The organism is Clostridium sp. LIBA-8841 (assembly GCF_057782475.1).
Genome location: NZ_CM173488.1, coordinates 2,468,422 through 2,485,519 on the forward strand (window position 1 = coordinate 2,468,422; position 17,098 = coordinate 2,485,519).

General features: G+C 28.9%; 8 protein-coding genes. 1 reads left to right on the forward strand and 7 read right to left on the reverse strand.

Annotation, left to right across the window (positions count from 1 at the left end; genetic code table 11):
* Positions 1–27: 27 nt before the first annotated feature.
* Complete coding sequence (locus tag AC2A4K_RS10725; RefSeq protein WP_322502484.1) at positions 28–1,611, forward strand: ABC-F family ATP-binding cassette domain-containing protein; 1,584 nt, start codon at positions 28–30, stop codon at positions 1,609–1,611.
* 57 nt (positions 1,612–1,668) lie between these two features.
* On the opposite strand, the gene AC2A4K_RS10730 is transcribed toward AC2A4K_RS10725, so the two are convergent.
* The 7 genes from AC2A4K_RS10730 to AC2A4K_RS10760 all read right to left on the reverse strand — a co-directional run bounded on the left by AC2A4K_RS10730 (position 1,669) and on the right by AC2A4K_RS10760 (position 17,024).
* Positions 1,669–2,640, reverse strand: a complete 972-nt coding sequence (locus tag AC2A4K_RS10730) for a polysaccharide deacetylase family protein (RefSeq protein ID WP_322502485.1) — start codon at positions 2,638–2,640, stop codon at positions 1,669–1,671.
* A gap of 277 nt (positions 2,641–2,917) precedes the next feature.
* Entirely contained in the window at positions 2,918–8,428 is a 5,511-nt protein-coding gene (locus AC2A4K_RS10735) for a glycoside hydrolase domain-containing protein (RefSeq protein ID WP_322502486.1), read from the reverse strand.
* 306 nt (positions 8,429–8,734) lie between these two features.
* Positions 8,735–10,921 carry a DNA topoisomerase III gene (locus tag AC2A4K_RS10740; RefSeq protein WP_322502487.1) on the reverse strand — a complete coding sequence of 729 codons (2,187 nt, stop codon included), beginning with the start codon at positions 10,919–10,921 and terminating at the stop codon, positions 8,735–8,737.
* 182 nt (positions 10,922–11,103) lie between these two features.
* Positions 11,104–12,522: a PH domain-containing protein gene (locus tag AC2A4K_RS10745; RefSeq protein WP_322502488.1), complete on the reverse strand. Its 1,419-nt coding sequence runs from the start codon at positions 12,520–12,522 to the stop codon at positions 11,104–11,106.
* Positions 12,523–12,531: 9 nt separating this feature from the next.
* Positions 12,532–12,972 carry a PH domain-containing protein gene (locus AC2A4K_RS10750; protein WP_322502489.1) on the reverse strand — a complete coding sequence of 147 codons (441 nt, stop codon included), beginning with the start codon at positions 12,970–12,972 and terminating at the stop codon, positions 12,532–12,534.
* A gap of 166 nt (positions 12,973–13,138) precedes the next feature.
* The gene (locus AC2A4K_RS10755; protein ID WP_322502490.1) at positions 13,139–13,531 is read right to left on the reverse strand and encodes a hypothetical protein; all 393 of its coding nucleotides are present in this window, start codon (positions 13,529–13,531) and stop codon (positions 13,139–13,141) included.
* Between the two features lie 214 nt (positions 13,532–13,745).
* Positions 13,746–17,024: a ligand-binding sensor domain-containing protein gene (locus AC2A4K_RS10760; RefSeq protein ID WP_322502491.1), complete on the reverse strand. Its 3,279-nt coding sequence runs from the start codon at positions 17,022–17,024 to the stop codon at positions 13,746–13,748.
* Positions 17,025–17,098: the final 74 nt, after the last annotated feature.

Here is a 17,098-nt window from a genome sequence, read left to right on the forward strand (position 1 = left end):
AATTAGAAAAAGAAAGGACAGAACTTAATGATTACAGTAAATAATGTAAGCTTAAGATTTGGTGGAAGAAAACTTTTTGAAGATGTTAACTTAAAGTTTACTCCTGGAAATTGTTACGGAGTTATCGGTGCAAATGGTGCTGGTAAATCTACATTTTTAAAAATATTAGCTGGCGAAATAGAACCTAATACAGGAGAAGTTTCAATCCCTGCTAAGACAAGAGTTTCAGTTTTAAAACAGGATCACTATAAATATGATGAATGTGAAGTTTTAAAAACAGTTATAATGGGAAATCCAAGATTATTTGAAATAATGGAAGAAAAAGATGCTTTATATGCTAAGCCAGATTTTTCTGATGAAGATGGAATAAAAGCTGCAGAACTTGAGGCAGAATTTGCTGATTTAGATGGATGGGAAGCAGAATCAGAAGCTTCTTCATTACTTCAAGGTTTAGGAATCGGTACTGAGCTTCACTATAACACTGTTGGTGATCTTAAAGGTGATGAAAAAGTTAAGGTTCTTTTAGCTCAGGCTTTATTTGGTAAGCCAGATGTACTTATACTTGACGAGCCTACAAACCACTTAGATATAAAAGCTATTACATGGCTTGAAAACTTCTTAGGAAACTTTGAAGGAACAGTTATAGTTGTATCCCATGATAGACATTTCTTAAACATGGTTTGTACACAAATATGTGACGTTGACTTTGGAAAAATCAAATTATATGTTGGTAACTATGATTTCTGGTATGAATCAAGTCAACTTGCTCTTCAAATGGCAAAAGATCAAAATAAGAAAAAAGAAGATAAGATTAAAGAACTTCAAAACTTCATTGCTAGATTCAGTGCTAATGCTTCTAAATCTAAGCAAGCAACTTCTCGTAAAAAGTTATTAGATAAGATAACTTTAGATGATATTCAACCTTCAAGTAGAAAATATCCATTTGTTGGTTTTAAACCTGAAAGAGAAGTTGGAAATGACATATTAGAAGTTAATGGAATCTCAAAAACTGTTGATGGAGTTAAACTTTTAGATAACGTAAGCTTCAGAGTTAATAAAGACGATAAGATTGCTTTCGTTGGAAATGAAAGATCAATAACAACTTTATTCAAGATTATAAACGGAGAAATGGAACCAGATTCAGGAGATTATAAATGGGGTGTAACTATTTCAAATGCATACTTCCCTAAAGATAATACTGAATTCTTTGATGGTTGTGAATTAAGTCTAGTTGATTGGCTTAGACAATTCTCTGATGAAAAATCTGAATCTTACTTAAGAGGATTTTTAGGAAGAATGTTATTCTCAGGTGAAGAAGCTCTTAAACAAGCTTCTGTGTTATCAGGGGGAGAAAAAGTTAGATGTATGCTTTCTAAGTTAATGCTTAGCTCAGCTAACGTTTTAACATTAGATCAACCTACTAACCACTTAGATCTTGAATCAATAACAGCAGTAAACAATGGTTTAGATGACTATAAGAGTGTATTATTATTCGCTTGTCACGACCACCAATTCGTTCAAACTATAGCAAACAGAATCATAGAATTAACTCCAGAAGGAATTAAATTCGATAAATCTTGCTCATATGATGAATATTTAGAAACTAAATAATAAAAAAGCACTAGTTTTTCTAGTGCTTTTTTTATTGGATATATTTTGAACTGAGCCCTAAACATTAGCATCACTTATAGTTTTAAACTCATATCCTTCTTCTTTATAAAATTTTATTATTTCAGGTAATGCTTTTACGGTTTTTTCTTTACCAAAAGTATCATGCATAAGTAGAACTACTTGATTCTTTCCCTTTGATGTCTTTTTAACATAATCAATCATTTCCTGTGGAGTATATGGTTTTCCTTCAGCATCTCCATTTAAAGCATTCCAATCTACACTTACAATTCTATTCTTTTCTAAGTTATTATTTAAGTCCTGTAAGTTTCTATCTTTATAATATACTCTACTATTATATCCTCCTGGCATTCTTAGAACATTTGTATCAAATTCAACTCCAAGAACTTCTCTCATTAATTCATTTGTCTTTTTAAACTCATCCATGAAATAATTAACATCTGTTATATTGCCAGGATAAAGACGTTTAAAATTATGACTATAACTATGGTTAGCTATGGCATGCCCCTCTTCAATTGCTCTTTTCAAACTTTCCTTTGGCGCTTGTCCAGACTCTAGTCTTGAACCTAGCATAAAGAAAGTTCCTTTAACATCTTCACTTTTTAGAATATCTAAAACCTGTTCTGTAAGCGGACTAGGTCCATCATCAAAAGTAAGAAATACATACTTCTCATCTCCTTCATAAGAACCATCTACCATTTTACTTACATCTTTTACATTAACAGCATAGTTTTTACCATCAAAAGTAACGTTTCTACCTGGAACAATATCAGTTAGTTCATATTTAGGAAGCTCAACTGTGGATTCTTCCGTTTCTATCTCTTTATTTTCCTCTTCTTTAATTTCATCTCCTGTATTTCCCTTAGCTATTTCTGTTTTTCCATTTAAAGCAATTCTTGTCCCTAAAAAGACCAAGACAGCTATAGTGATCAAAACTACTCCAATTCTTCTTCGTATATATTTTCTTTTTAAAGCCTTACTTTTTCTTTTGCTGAAAACTTCCTTACTCATATTACCTCCAAAACACAACTTAATTCTATTTAATTATACAAATTTCTTCCTTTTTAAATGGTGAAATTTCTATTACAGAACGGTGTTATTTTATGTACTTTTAATTAATTCTTTATATAAACTTTTTAAATAACAAAATAAATTTCTTTATACCAATAGTATATTCAAAATACGCTTTTATATTATTTTATAAAAAAAAATTAACTCTACTCTTTTAGCTTTTTTCATACAAATAATAAATTAAAAGAATAGAGTCAAATTTTAATTTTTTATAAGATTAATTTAATATTTTATGTGATATAAATTGAACTTCATAGCTATTTATTAAACCATCTAAATTCAAATCAGCCTTTAAACTTACGGCATTACTTTCATCTACTTCTCCTTGATATTTAGATGCTATTGCTAAATCTCCTAAATCAACTTTTCCATTTTCGTTTATATCTCCAGTATTTTCACTTATCAATCTATTATTAAATAGCTCTAAAGCATTTTTTAAGGAGATTATTGAAGAGAGCACCTCTTCTAAATCCTTTGAAGTATTGTAAATATCATAACAACTATTTATAGTCTCTAAAAGTATATCCTTACTTCCTTTGTGATAATTTCCAACTTCGATTCCTTCTACAGCATTTTGAATCTTATTATTCCCTTCATTAATTAGAAGTTTTAATTCCTCTTTAGCTTTTTTTATGTCTGATTTTTCTCCAAATACCTTTAATTCAAAGAAGGATGCCCATATATTACTAGCAGGCAAACTATTAACTTGAAGTTTTACATATCTAACATTATCTTCTGATAATAAAACTTCACTTAATTGTTCTGCCACTAAGTTATTATTATTGTCAAAAACAGTTCTCCATTCCTCACCATCTTCTGATACTAATATAGAGAATCCATAGGCAGCTTCTTTTTCCCATTTAATACTTACTCCATCAATATTATAAACATCTTCTAAATCAACCTGCCACCACTGATTAGAATTTCCATTTGATGCACACCATCTTGTATTTTCATCTCCATCATTTCCTTTATTTGCTTCTCTTCCTAATTCATAAGAGCTTGCAGTAGCTGGTTTATTTAAAACTAAATTATTCGCGACAACTTTTAAAGTAGATACAATTTCTTGTAAATCATCCTCTCCATATAAATCACTTATAATCTTAATATCTTTAGCTTTAATATCCGTAGAATTAATTTTTTTATTTGCAGTAAACTTTACTTCTAAAATATTTCCCTTTCCATTAAAAGCTTTATTTTCACTTGGAATTTCAAGTTTTACAAAAACTTCTCCTGGATTTCTTTCTTCAAAGGAAACTACTTCAAAACCATTTACCCCAACTAACTTATTAGATAAAGATAAAACTTCACTATCATAAGTTAATAATAACTCTAAGCTTCTCATATCAATAGCTTTATCAACTGATATTTTATAAGAAAACTCTTCTCCAATTTCTACAGAACTCTTAGTTTCTGAAACTAACATTGTATCTGGTTTTGGTGGTTCCTCTCCACTTATTAACTTTCTAACTATACTTTCTAAAGCTTCTTTGGCCTCATTAACCTCTTCTCCAAAATCCACACCATCACCTAATCTGTATCCTCTATCTAAATCACCTAAAATTTTATCTATTTCTACTTCCCATTCTGGGTGCTCTTTTAATATATATCTTATCTTTTCATTATCTTGAATTCCTTCTCTAAATCTTTCAAATCTTACTGAACTTCTCTCTGGATAAACAATAAAGCAGTCTCCTGATTCAAATCTTGTATGATCTGTTGTTTCTAAAGGATTTTCAACCCAATTATCAAAAGACCATCTTAAAAATCCATCAATATCAGTTTTAGCAGAATACCATCCAACCCAAGCACTTTCTGTTGGATTTGAATAAGTAAAGAAATTTGGATAATCTCCAGTAGCTAAATACAAAGTTGTATTTTGTCCCTTTTCTCTTCTTTCTCTAGCAAAGTTAGCAAATTCCTCTTCATTATGAATTTCTCTTACTGCCACTGACATATCATCAACTTTATCTGATATTTGCTCTACATTTCCATAATCCATAGCACCTGATATTTTAAGAGGAGTATCTTTTAAAAGTTCAAAAACTGGATTCATAACATTGGCTGGTCTTTCATCCATAGCTATATAAGTTATATCCTCCCATCCTTTTGATTCAAGATGAGCTACAAAAGCATCTATGAATTGTCCCCAATAAGAATTCCAAGTTGAGCTTCCAGGTGTTAATATCTCAAATACTTCCTTTCCTTGTGCTTCATCATAATATGATACTCTATTAGCCCAAGGCACCATGCTATAACAATTTATTTGATCATCTATTCCAATTTCCATACAAAGCTCTACATACTTATCAAAATCATCAAAATTAAATTCAAAAGTTCCATTGGATTTTTTATTCCACTTAATCATAGAATCATAAGGATCATAAGTTTGACCATTCCAAGGATCTTTAACAATGGTAGTTGTTATAACCTTTTGCCCAGCATCCTTTAACCTTGCTAGGTGAGGTTTTAAATAATTTATGTGTTCTTCTGACCATAAAGGAACATTAAAATACCTAGCTACTGAATATGGATTTTGCCACATATCTAGATGGAATGTCCAGTCCTCTGGTACAGGTAATGTCATATCTAAAATCTCTAAGTTAACATTAAAAATAACTTCCTCCCCAGATTCTGCTTTGGCTTTTATTGTCCCTTTATAATTTCCTTCCTCAGAACTTTCAGGAATTTTCAATGAAAACCATAAAGGTTGAACACTTCTTCTCTCAATAAGCTCCTCTTCATTTATATCTACTATATCTGGTATTAACTTATTATCCGCTCTTACATATTCAATAAAATTGATTTCAGAATTAGTAGAATCTATAGTATAGCCATTTTCCTTTACAAAATCAGAAACTTCTAATTTTACTCCCCTCATTTCAGCAAATTCAGTCCATAAAACTAGTTGAGAATTTAATTTTTCACCTTTCCAAGAAGTAATATTTAACTCTTTATTTGAACTCTCAGTGATTATACTTTCATAATCTTCTTTAAAATAATGTTTGTCCTTACTTCCAACAAAGCCATTCAAGCTCTTTTCTACCTGAGAATCTATATAGTTAATTACCGGATTCCAATGTGTATTATCCTGAGCTATATTTCCATCTATTCCATTTACCTCAAAATAAATTAAATCTCCTTCTTTTAAAGTCAACATTAAATCTAAATTATATCCACTAATATCATTATAATTTAACTTTTGCCACTCTTCATTTTCTGGCCAAACTCTATTTTCATTTTGCATTACTCTAAGATTTACTCCATTACCACCTGATAATATTTTTCTAACATTTCCACTTACTAATACATCTCCATCTCGAGGTGCTTTAAAAGCTAAAACTGTATTTTGATTTGTTCCTGGATGCATTGATGAAGGTTTATAAATTCTACTCCATTCATGGGTTCCTTGCCATACTCCTCCATCTAAAGTAGCATTATAAGTCATATCTCTATATTCTCCATTAGAGAACTCTTTGTAATACCAGTTATTTTCTCCTTGATTAACTGAAAATCCCTTAGAAAACGCATAAATATTTTGAATCTTATTAGGATCTAAAATAATATTGGAATTATTGGCTAATACTCCTTCGGATAAAGTAACATCACAATCTGTTCCATTTTCATCACTTATATGTCCTCCATTTAATCTTATGTTAGGAGCATTATCTAAATCTTCACTATTATCCCCTGATGAAACTATATATTTAAAACGAAGTGTGTCACTTCCTGTTCCACTTATATAATCAGCCAATCCATCTGATTCTTTTCCTACATTAAGTGCTATTTGAGGATTACCTTTTACATAAACCTCTTTATCAAATTTAACTTCAAGCTCAATAGCATCTCCAACACCATAAACTCCATCCTTAGTTACCGCCTTAATATCCAAAACTTTAGATCCTACTCTATTCTCAACTATTTCATCAATTTCATTTAAAGTTAATCTTAAGCTTTTTATATATGGCTTATTGTAATCTTCTTCCCAATAGCCATAAGAAGTTAAAATATAAGTACCATCATTTAAAACTTCATTACCTGCATAACCACAATCTCCAGACTTAACAGAAGGAGTAAAATCTTCCATGAGTCTTATTCTATATTGTCCTTCCCTATTATGAACTAAGTCATCATAAGTACCTACCCAAGCAACCCAATCTCCAGCTACCCAATCATTATTATCTCCCGTTCCATTTGGATCTCTTATTATTTCTCTAAAAGTTATTAATAATCTTCCTGATATAGGATCATAAGTTGCCTGATGTCTTTCTCCCATCAAAGCTCCTTGAAGTTCTACAGGCTCTGTCCATGTTTCCCCTTCATCATTAGAAAAAGCAATCATAGAATTATGCTTCTTAGCTTGTGATCTAGCTATTAAAGCTAATTGATTTCCATCTGGAGATCTTAAAACCTCGATTTCACAAAGCTGAGCAGCTTTTTCTATGGAATTATGCTCTTCTAAAAGCCTAACAGGCTCTGTCCAAACTTCTTCTCCATTTTCATCAAAACTTAAATAAGTTTTCCAGTTATTATAACTAAAATCATGGAATATTCCCATCCACTTATTGTCAAACTCTCCATTTTCATCTTTAAGCTGAGTTAGACTAGCGTGTGCAACTATACCAGCATATTTTCCTGTAGGAAAATGATCTTCAAATTCACTCCATGTTTCTCCATCATCCTCTGAATATGCAGTTCTAAATCCTCCTTCTGGACTTCTTGGAACTCCAGATATCATTTGAATTCTAGTAGTTCCATCTGGTTTATTTATTTTATATATAACAGGAGTTTCTTCACTTTTATTCCAGCTCACTGGAGTCTCTAATCTATCACTCCAAGTTAAACCTGCATCTTCACTTTTTTTAAGAACCACTGGTCCCACACCATGCCCCTTTGGGTAAACAGCATACATGGTTTCTTCATCATCCATCAAGACGGTTGACGGATGTCCTAAATAAACACCCTCCTCTTTATCAACTAAAACCTGTCTTTCTATATCCTTTGATAAGTCAACAAAAGGAATATCATATCCAATCTTAACTTCTTGTTTGCTTAATTCTTTTACCTCTTCTAAATTTAAATATTTATCATATATATCTAAATAGTCTATATCCCCTTCAAAATACCATTCTCCTGAATTATTACTATCTAAATTTCTTCCAATATTCATAGAGTTAAGCTCAGTAACCATACTAACGTTGACTGGACTTTGTGATGAGCCAACTTCATTTCCATCAACATAAATCTTTACTCCAGAATCTCCTAAAGTCATAACTCCTGTATGCCAAGAATTATCACCATATCGCTCCGTAGATTTTATATTGCATAAAAAATTATTATTCTCTCTTATATGAGCATTTAATTTACCATCTGTTAAGGTTAATGCTAATTCACTTGAATGATCCTTTGAATCTGATACACTAAATAAGGTTCTAGCACCACTATTTGAACCAGTCTTAAATTTAACTACAACTGTCATTTCTTTTAAATTTTCAACCTTATCTATATCTTCACTTATATCTACATATTCTTTTTCAGAACTTAAAAAGTTTTCTTTAACCGAATAGCTTAAAATATAATTATTATTTTCTCCCTCTACTGATTCTAAAGGCATATTCTTAGAATCCACATCAATAGTACTTGCTAAAACACTAGTTGAAAATAAGTTCACTGCAAAGATGATTCCTAAATACTTACTTATTTTCTTTAAATTTTTTCTTACCCCCATCTATATCCTCCTAAATTTCTAATTTCTTTTTAAAGCAAATAAAATACGACTCCTCCTCTCCTATTTAAAATCAAATAAATATTTTACTAAATTCTCTTATCTTCAAATTTATGTATACGTTTAATTTTTTTCTTTATGCTATTTTTGAAATATGAAAATTAATAAGCTTTTTACATTAAACTTAGGAATTTTTAATTATAAAAAATTTTCTTTTTAAATATCTATTAAAATTCCAAAAAAATAAGAGTTTAAATATGCTATAAAGCATACTTAAACTCTTTAACAAAATTTGTACTTTAAATTTAATTAATCAAATTTAAATCCACTTAAAAGATCTGCAAATGGATTATTCCCTTCTTCATTCGCCTCTTTTTTCATTTTTTGCATTATTTTATTTACTTCTCTTTTATTAGTTTTATTATTTTTATCAAATCTCTTCTTAAATTGAGATTCCTTCTCTCTAAAATTACAGTTAGCTCCTGGACAAACATATATTTTACCTTCTCCATGACCTCTAAGCTCTAACTTTTTCTTGCACTCAGGACATCTAGCGTTAGTTACTCTAGAAATATTTTCTCTATACCCACATGCTCTATCCTGACATACATTCATAGTTCCATTCTTTCCTTTAACCTCAAGCATATACTTACCGCACTCTGGGCATTTTTTACCAGTTAAATTATCGTGATGGAACTTATTCTCTCCAAGTTTTACATCTTCAATTAATGCAACTGTATAATTTCTTATATCCTTTATAAACTTCTTAGAATCGCCTTTTCCTTTGCTTATTCTCTCTAACATCTCTTCCCAGTTAGCTGTAAGAAGTGGAGATTTTAAATCCTTTGGAACTAAATCTATAAGCTGTTTTCCTTTAGAAGTAGGTACTATTTCTTTTCCTCTTTTCTCTATTACAAAAGAATTAAATAGTTTTTCTATAATATCAGCTCTAGTTGCAACAGTACCTAGACCACCAGTTTCTCCTAAAGTTTTTGCTGATGATTTATCTATAGACATATACTTTTGAGGATTTTCCATAGCAGATAATAAAGTTCCTTCATTAAATCTTGCTGGCGGCTTAGTTTCTCCTTTTTTCACATTAACTTTAAGAACTTTAAACTCATCTCCCTTATTTAACTTAGGAAGCTCTTGTTCTTTTATATCTTCTTCTCCATCATCTTCTGTATCCCTGTCATAAAGCTTTTTCCATCCTTTGGCTTTGACAACTTTTCCCTTTGCAATTAACCTTTCTCCATTAACATCTCCTGTTAAAGTTGTTTGAATATATTCAAATGGAGGCATTAAAACGCTTAAAAATCTTTTAACTACAAGCTCGTAGACCCTTCTTTCATCTGAACTTAAATTAGCTAAGTTTCCTCTTTCTTCAGTCGGAATTATCGCATGGTGGTCTGAAACCTTGTTATCATCTACAAAACTTTTATTTGCTTTAATTCCACCTTTTAAAAGCTCTGTAGCTATAGTTCTAAACTCCCCTGTAGCTACTGCCTTTAATCTATCTGGAATTGTAGAAACTATATCCTTTGAAATATACCTTGAATCAGTTCTTGGATATGTAAGAAGCTTATGATTTTCATATAATCTTTGCATTATATTTAAAGTTTGTTTAGCTGAATATCCGAATATCTTATTACAATCTCTTTGAAGTTCAGTTAAGTCATATAATTGTGGAGAAAATTTCTTTTTATTAGCTTCATTTATACTAAGAATTGTTCCCTTCTTATCCCCATTTAATTTACTTACTACCTTTTCTTTAAATTCCTCATTAAATATTCTTGAATTATTTTCTTTATTAACCCATGTGAAAGAACACTTGTCTGTATCCACAGAGATTGTATTAAAAGCTTTAGGCTTAAAGTTCTTTATATCCTCTTCTCTTTGGACTATCATTGCTAAAGTAGGTGATTGAACCCTTCCAGCTGAAAGTTGAGCATTATATTTACAAGTTAATGCCCTAGTAACGTTTAGTCCTACTAGCCAATCCGCCTCTGCTCTACATTGAGCAGCTCTATATAAATTATCATATTGCTCTCCTGGCTTTAAGTTTTTAAATCCATCTAATATAGCCTTATTTGTTTGAGAAGATATCCAAAGTCTCTTAATAGGCTTCTTAACATGCGCCTTCTCTATTATCCAACGGGCTACAAGCTCTCCTTCTCTTCCTGCATCTGTAGCAATTATAATTTCATCTACGTCTTTTCTTTCCATTTGTTTTTTAACTTCATAGAATTGCTTTGTAGCTTTTTTTATAACTTTAAGTTTCATATTTTTAGGAAGCATAGGAAGAGTCTCCATAGACCATGTTTTAAATTTATTGTCATAATCCTCTGGTGATTGTAACTCAACTAAATGTCCTAAAGCCCAAGTTATGATATAATCTTTTCCTTCTATATAACTACCTTTATTATTATTGCACTTTAAAACCTTAGCAATTTCTCTACCAACACTAGGTTTTTCTGCTAATACTAATTTTTTCAATAAAATCATCCTTTCACAGTACTAAATTCCTTTTTAGTACCTCTTTAGGTATTATTAAAATATTTTAATAACACATTACATAATAATATACTACATTAAATATTCTTACTTAACAAATAAAAAATTGATGTCCAAATAATCTAATCTATTCAGACATCAATTTTAAATAAAAAGATTCTCAACTAAGCCCATCTTTTAAGCTCATTATATATATCTACTTTTAAGTTTTTTAATTTTATCCAATCCATCTTTTTTTGAGAATAGAATCTTAGCTTAAAACTTCCTATATTCTTCCTCATTTGAAATGGATTTGATGTAACTTTAATCTCTTCCATACTAGATCTTTTTATAAAAAATTGCCTCTTATTAAAAGACTTATAACTTACATAATACAAATCTTTTCCGAATCCAAACTTAGTATTTCTATAAAGTAAAGTTCTATCAATAACAACTAAAGTTATGGCTACCATCATCACCCATATCTCTCCAGTTAATAAGAATATTATTATACCTGAATAAATAGCTACCTGAAGAGGAACTGTATAAAATCTTCTCATTACGCTTTTTTCTGGCTTATATACCTCTCCCTCAAATATAAATTCAGGTACAAGGTTTTTAAGTATTTCTCTATATCCATTTTCATTGCACAATGGAAATATAAGCTCATCTTCCTTTAATGTGTTTCCATATCCAACAACACAACACTTTATTGTATAAAACTTAAATATTTGATTTATAACATTTTGTTCTATTTTTAAAGCATGTATATTATCTGTTGATATTGAATAACTTCTTCTCGTTATTAAGCCATACTCCACCTTTAAATAGTTATTATTTCTGTATATTGTGAATTTGTAATATTTGGATAATATTGCTGATATTGAAAATACTAATATTATTAATAATAAGATACTAAATAAAAAAAGTGCTGATAAAAATATTGCTAATATTGTATTTCTAGATATTACATTTTCCTCAATAACATTTGTAAAAAAATTTATTAATCCTTGATTTAACCCTTTGTATATTTTATTCATAAAATGTATGCTAGAATATAAAACCCCTATTCCTAATATTATATTATTTCTAAGCATTGATAATAAAATTAAATGAATTGCTGATATATTGTAAACTAAAGTCTCATTTATTTCTCGTTCATCATGTATTAAGTTTCTTATTCTATCACTTAAATTCCTATAAAGAAAGTCTAAATCTTTTTTCTTAAGTACCATAACTATTTCGGCACTTCTCTTAGAAGCCGGATATACACTATCAATCTTTATTTTTCTTAATTGAAAAATTCTATATATTATATTTCTTTCAAGTTCTATTAGAGATATGCTTTTTAAAGGAACTACAAGTTCTTCTTTAAATATGGCTCCTTCTTTATATATTAAAAATCCATCATCAATTAAAATACTTGTATTTAACCATCTTAATATGGAAAAAGCTAAAATCAAAACTATAGATAATATACTAGTTGTAATAATATGCTCGTTAAATTTTAAAGCTAAAAATATTATTATAGGCCAAGCTCTTTTTATTATTTTTAAAAAAGTTATAAAAATATTATACCAATGATTTTTTTTATGAAATCTCATTTTTCACCTCTAGATATTCTCTTTGACTATATCATAAAACATTTTTACTTGGCTTTCTCTAAGAGCTGGAATTCTTACTTTTCCTCCAGCAGTATATATATTGACACTTTTAATTCTTAAAAGCATTGATATTGGATCTTCAAATATATTTATGTATTTAATTTTATCTATTTTAATGCATATATATCTCTTAAACAAAACTCCGTATCTAATTTCAATAAGATCATCAAATACAAAATATGACCATGAAAGGAATTCAAGTATTGTTCCTATTAATCCTAATACAATATATAAGATACTAATTATTAATTGAAAAATATATAATATAATACTTATAATTCCATGAAACTCTTTAATTCCTATTTGTAAAACAAAGTACATAAACAAAAAAATTAATGTTCTAAATATGATAGCTCTAACAATAAATAGTTTACTTAATTTATATTTCATCCACTCCTCCTTTATTAATAAAAAAACCTATAAGAAAATCACTCTTATAGGCAACCCTGTTCTGCTCTATTTCTAAAGTTTCCCTTAGTATTAAATATTTTACCACATTATCATTTTTATTTAAATCATTATATTTATAAAGCATATTTTAATCTATTATATCCATTTATTTGTATCTCATAAATTTAACCTCATTTTTCACTTGGCGTTCTATAAATTTTATTAATTCTTCTTTATTATTATTTTCTATAAAATTTTTAATCTCCTCATAATTACGCAATAAAATTTCTATTATTAACTTTATCCAATTCACAACTTTCTTTTCTGAAGTTCTTGTCCAATCATAAGAAAGAGCTAATTTTAAATCGTCATAAAGAAATTCAACTTTATTTATTTCTCTCATTTTCTTTATTAATCTTTCAACTAACTCCGCATATTCATTATTTCTCAATAACCCCTTAAGTATTAAATCATTTTTTAATACTACCTTCCCTCGTTTACTTTCTACTACTTTTATATTGGAAGCCATTTTTATTGCACATCTTTTTAAATCAAACATCTCTTTCTCCTAATACATTACTTATTCCATAAAGTTTATGTATTATAATTACGCTAAATTCCTTAAAAATAAATTAATAAATTTTATAGCAAATAACTAAAAGAAAAAAGATTGTATCAAAACTCAATAATAAAACTTGTAAATATTATGAAGAGAATATCTGAATAAGTTTTATTTTAGGTTAATTTTGATACAATCACTTATACTAAAATTTCTATTTATCACTTTGTTTTAAAGGCAATGTAATTATGAATGTACTTCCTTTTTGCAATTCACTTTCTACCCTAATTGTTCCATGATGTAATTCTATTATACTTTTTACTAAAGTTAGTCCAATTCCACTACTTCTATATTTCTTTTTAGATACACTATCTGCCTGTGCAAATCTTTCGAATATCATTTCTTGTTGCTCTTTAGAAATTCCAACTCCAGTATCCTTTATTGCAATTTCTACTTTATCATCCTCACACTCTTTTATATAAACTTCAATAGTTCCATGTCCATGAGTGTACTTTATTGCATTCGACAATAAATTAATAACACATCTTTCAATTTCATTTTTATCACATTCAACTTGTAATTCCTCTATTTCTGGATCTATTATAAGCTCCAAGTTATTTTCCTCAACATAAGCTTTTAAGCTTAATGCTGTATCCTCAACTAAAGAAACTATTTCATAACTATCTATATTAAGTTTATATGCTCCTGATTCTATTTTGGATGAATCTATTATATCATTTATTATCTTTAATAAGTGATTTGCATTATTTTTAAGTGTGTTGCTATAATCCTCTACTTGATATTTTCCTAGAGAATCCTCTTTATTTTTTAGCTTTACTAACTGAACTGTTGCCAATATAACATTTAAAGGAGTTCTAAGTTCATGAGAAAGATTAACAAAATAATCATTTTTAAATTTTTGCCTTTCAATCATTTCATCCTTTAAAGCTGTAGCTTCCTTGAAAAGTTTTTCTTTTTCAAGATAAAGTTTTTCCTTCTCTTTAGCTTCTTTTTTTAATTGTTCAGCTCTTTTTTTAACTATCTTTTCTAATGCTGTTATGTAACTCCACATTAAAAATATAACTATTACAGCACTAGAAAAATATATCAAATAAGCCATTGGAGTTCTCCAAGGTGGAGGCGCTATTTTTAAATCCAAAGTGGTTATAGGAGTTAAATCACCATGATTATCTCGTGCCCTAATTAAAAGTTTATAAGTTCCGGATTCTAGAGTGGCATAATTGGCATTATTTCTTTTATTTGCAAAAACCCAATCTTCATCAATTCCTTCTAATTTATATTCATAGGTTATCTTTGTTGTGTTTAAATAATCTGGTAAAAAGAAATCAATGGATATATTATTTTCATTATATTTTAAGTTAAGTTCTCCTCCATAATAAGGATATGGCTTATTATTCACCTTAATTTCATCTATTACTACCTTTGTCTTAGTTTTATTTCCAGTAAAATTTAAAACCTCTTCAGGATAAAATGCAGTGACACCGTTTATTCCCCCAAAAAACATTTCTCCATCTTCACTTTCAAAGTATGATCTACCGTTAAACTCATTACTTTGTATTCCATCCATAATAGTATAATTTATAAATTTATTTGTTTTCGTATTAAGCCTAGATAACCCTCCATTTGTGCTTATCCAAAGATTATCTTCTTTATCTATAAGTATTCCATATATAAAATTATTAGCTAGTCCATTTTCAACAGTATAATTTGTAAAAGTATCTGTTTTAGGGTCTAATTTGCTTAGCCCAGCTTCTGTTCCAATCCAGACATTTCCTTTGGAGTCTTTTGCTAAACAACGTACATCATTACTTATAAGACTATTCCTATTAAAGCTATCACTTACATAACTTTTTAATATTCCTTTATTCTTATCAAACTGTACTACTCCACCATTAATTCCAATAGTAATCCATAACAATCCTTTCTCATCTTCTGATATGCTTGTTACAGCATTTTCAACAATACCTACAGCTTTAAATAAATTTGAATAATCAGTAAAAGTTCCAGTCTTATCATCATAGGATTGTAATCCCCCTCTAGCTCCAATCCATAAAAGTCCATCTTTATCCACATAAAGATTTCTAGCATCCATTTTATTTATTTCCTGCATACTTTCTGGATATTTAATCCGCTCAACTACTCCTGTCTTTTTATTTATTTTATTTATCCCGCCCTGAGTTGCAACCCATAAATGATCTTTATCTGCCTCACATATTTGCCAGACTACATTACTACTTAAGGTATCAGGATTATTATTTTCACTATAAAAATTTCTAACATCACCTGTTTTAGTATTTAGAGCATTTAATCCTGAGGAATTTGTTCCAAGCCATAAAGTACCATCTGAATCCTTATAAATTCCACTCATACTATTAGCACTAAGAGTATTTTCTTTATTAGGTTCTCTTTTATATTGTTTAAATGGCTGATTAGGGTTTAGTAGACTTATTCCATTATATGTTCCAAACCAAAGAAGTCCACTTCTATCTTCATATGCAGTTAAAACATTATTGTTTACTAAACTAGTATCATCATAGTATCTATTTTCAAAAAGATGCTTTTTTTTATTGTTTTTATCATATTTTAATAAGCCTTTTTGGGTTGCAAACCATATATTACCATATGTATCTTCATAAATACCATTTACACTATCTGGAGTTATGTTAAAAGACTCAATTTCTTCATCTATAAACTTAACATCTTTATAATTACTAGATATACAAATAATATGTTTGTCTGTTACAGCCCATATATTATCTTCTCTATCCTTATAAACTAAAGAAACTGCTGAATTATCATCATCAATTAAAGTATTTATGGATTGAAATTCTCTAGTCTTAGTATTAAATAAACTTAATCCCTCACTTGTACCTGCCCAAACATTTCCATACTTATCTTCACATAATGAAGTAATCACATTACTCTTTAATCCTTTTGGATATGTATCTTTGAAAATTTGATCAATTTTTTCTGTTTTTGGATCATAAATATTTAGTCCCTTACGAGTAGCTACCCATATTGTTCCGTCACTATGCTTTAGTATATCCCATATATTATCATTAGATAACATACTCTTCCCATCTTCATGCTCAAACATTCTAGTAACCTTATTGGTAATTATGTTTATGCTACTTATTCCTCTACTAGTTCCAACAAGAATATTATCCTTATCATATTCAGCTATAGATGATATAAAACCTGAATTAATACTTTCTTTATCATCTTTTGCTTCTCTAAAGATAACAAACTCATGTCCATTATATTTGTTTAATCCATCAGATGTTCCAAACCACATGTATCCTCTACTATCTTGAAATACCTTCGTCACAGTGGATTGAGATAAACCATCTTTTAAAGTTAAACTGTTGAATCTAAGCTCTGATTCTCCTAATGCAAAGACATTTTTACATTGAATTAACATTAGTATTATAGAGAAAAAAACGTATCTTCTAACTAATTTTTTTATATTCAATTTTATTACCTCTCTAAAACTAAAATAACAATTTAATTTTCTCAAAAAACAAGAATATTGTCAAACTATGTCAT

Bases quoted from the DNA above. Each gene is read 5' to 3' on its own strand.
- AC2A4K_RS10745 (WP_322502488.1), bottom strand. From the start codon at position 12,522: ATGAGATTTCATAAAAAAAATCATTGGTATAATATTTTTATAACTTTT.
- AC2A4K_RS10750 (WP_322502489.1), bottom strand. From the start codon at position 12,972: ATGAAATATAAATTAAGTAAACTATTTATTGTTAGAGCTATCATATTT.
- AC2A4K_RS10755 (WP_322502490.1), bottom strand. From the start codon at position 13,531: ATGTTTGATTTAAAAAGATGTGCAATAAAAATGGCTTCCAATATAAAA.
- AC2A4K_RS10730 (WP_322502485.1), bottom strand. From the start codon at position 2,640: ATGAGTAAGGAAGTTTTCAGCAAAAGAAAAAGTAAGGCTTTAAAAAGA.
- AC2A4K_RS10725 (WP_322502484.1), top strand. From the start codon at position 28: ATGATTACAGTAAATAATGTAAGCTTAAGATTTGGTGGAAGAAAACTT.
- AC2A4K_RS10735 (WP_322502486.1), bottom strand. From the start codon at position 8,428: ATGGGGGTAAGAAAAAATTTAAAGAAAATAAGTAAGTATTTAGGAATC.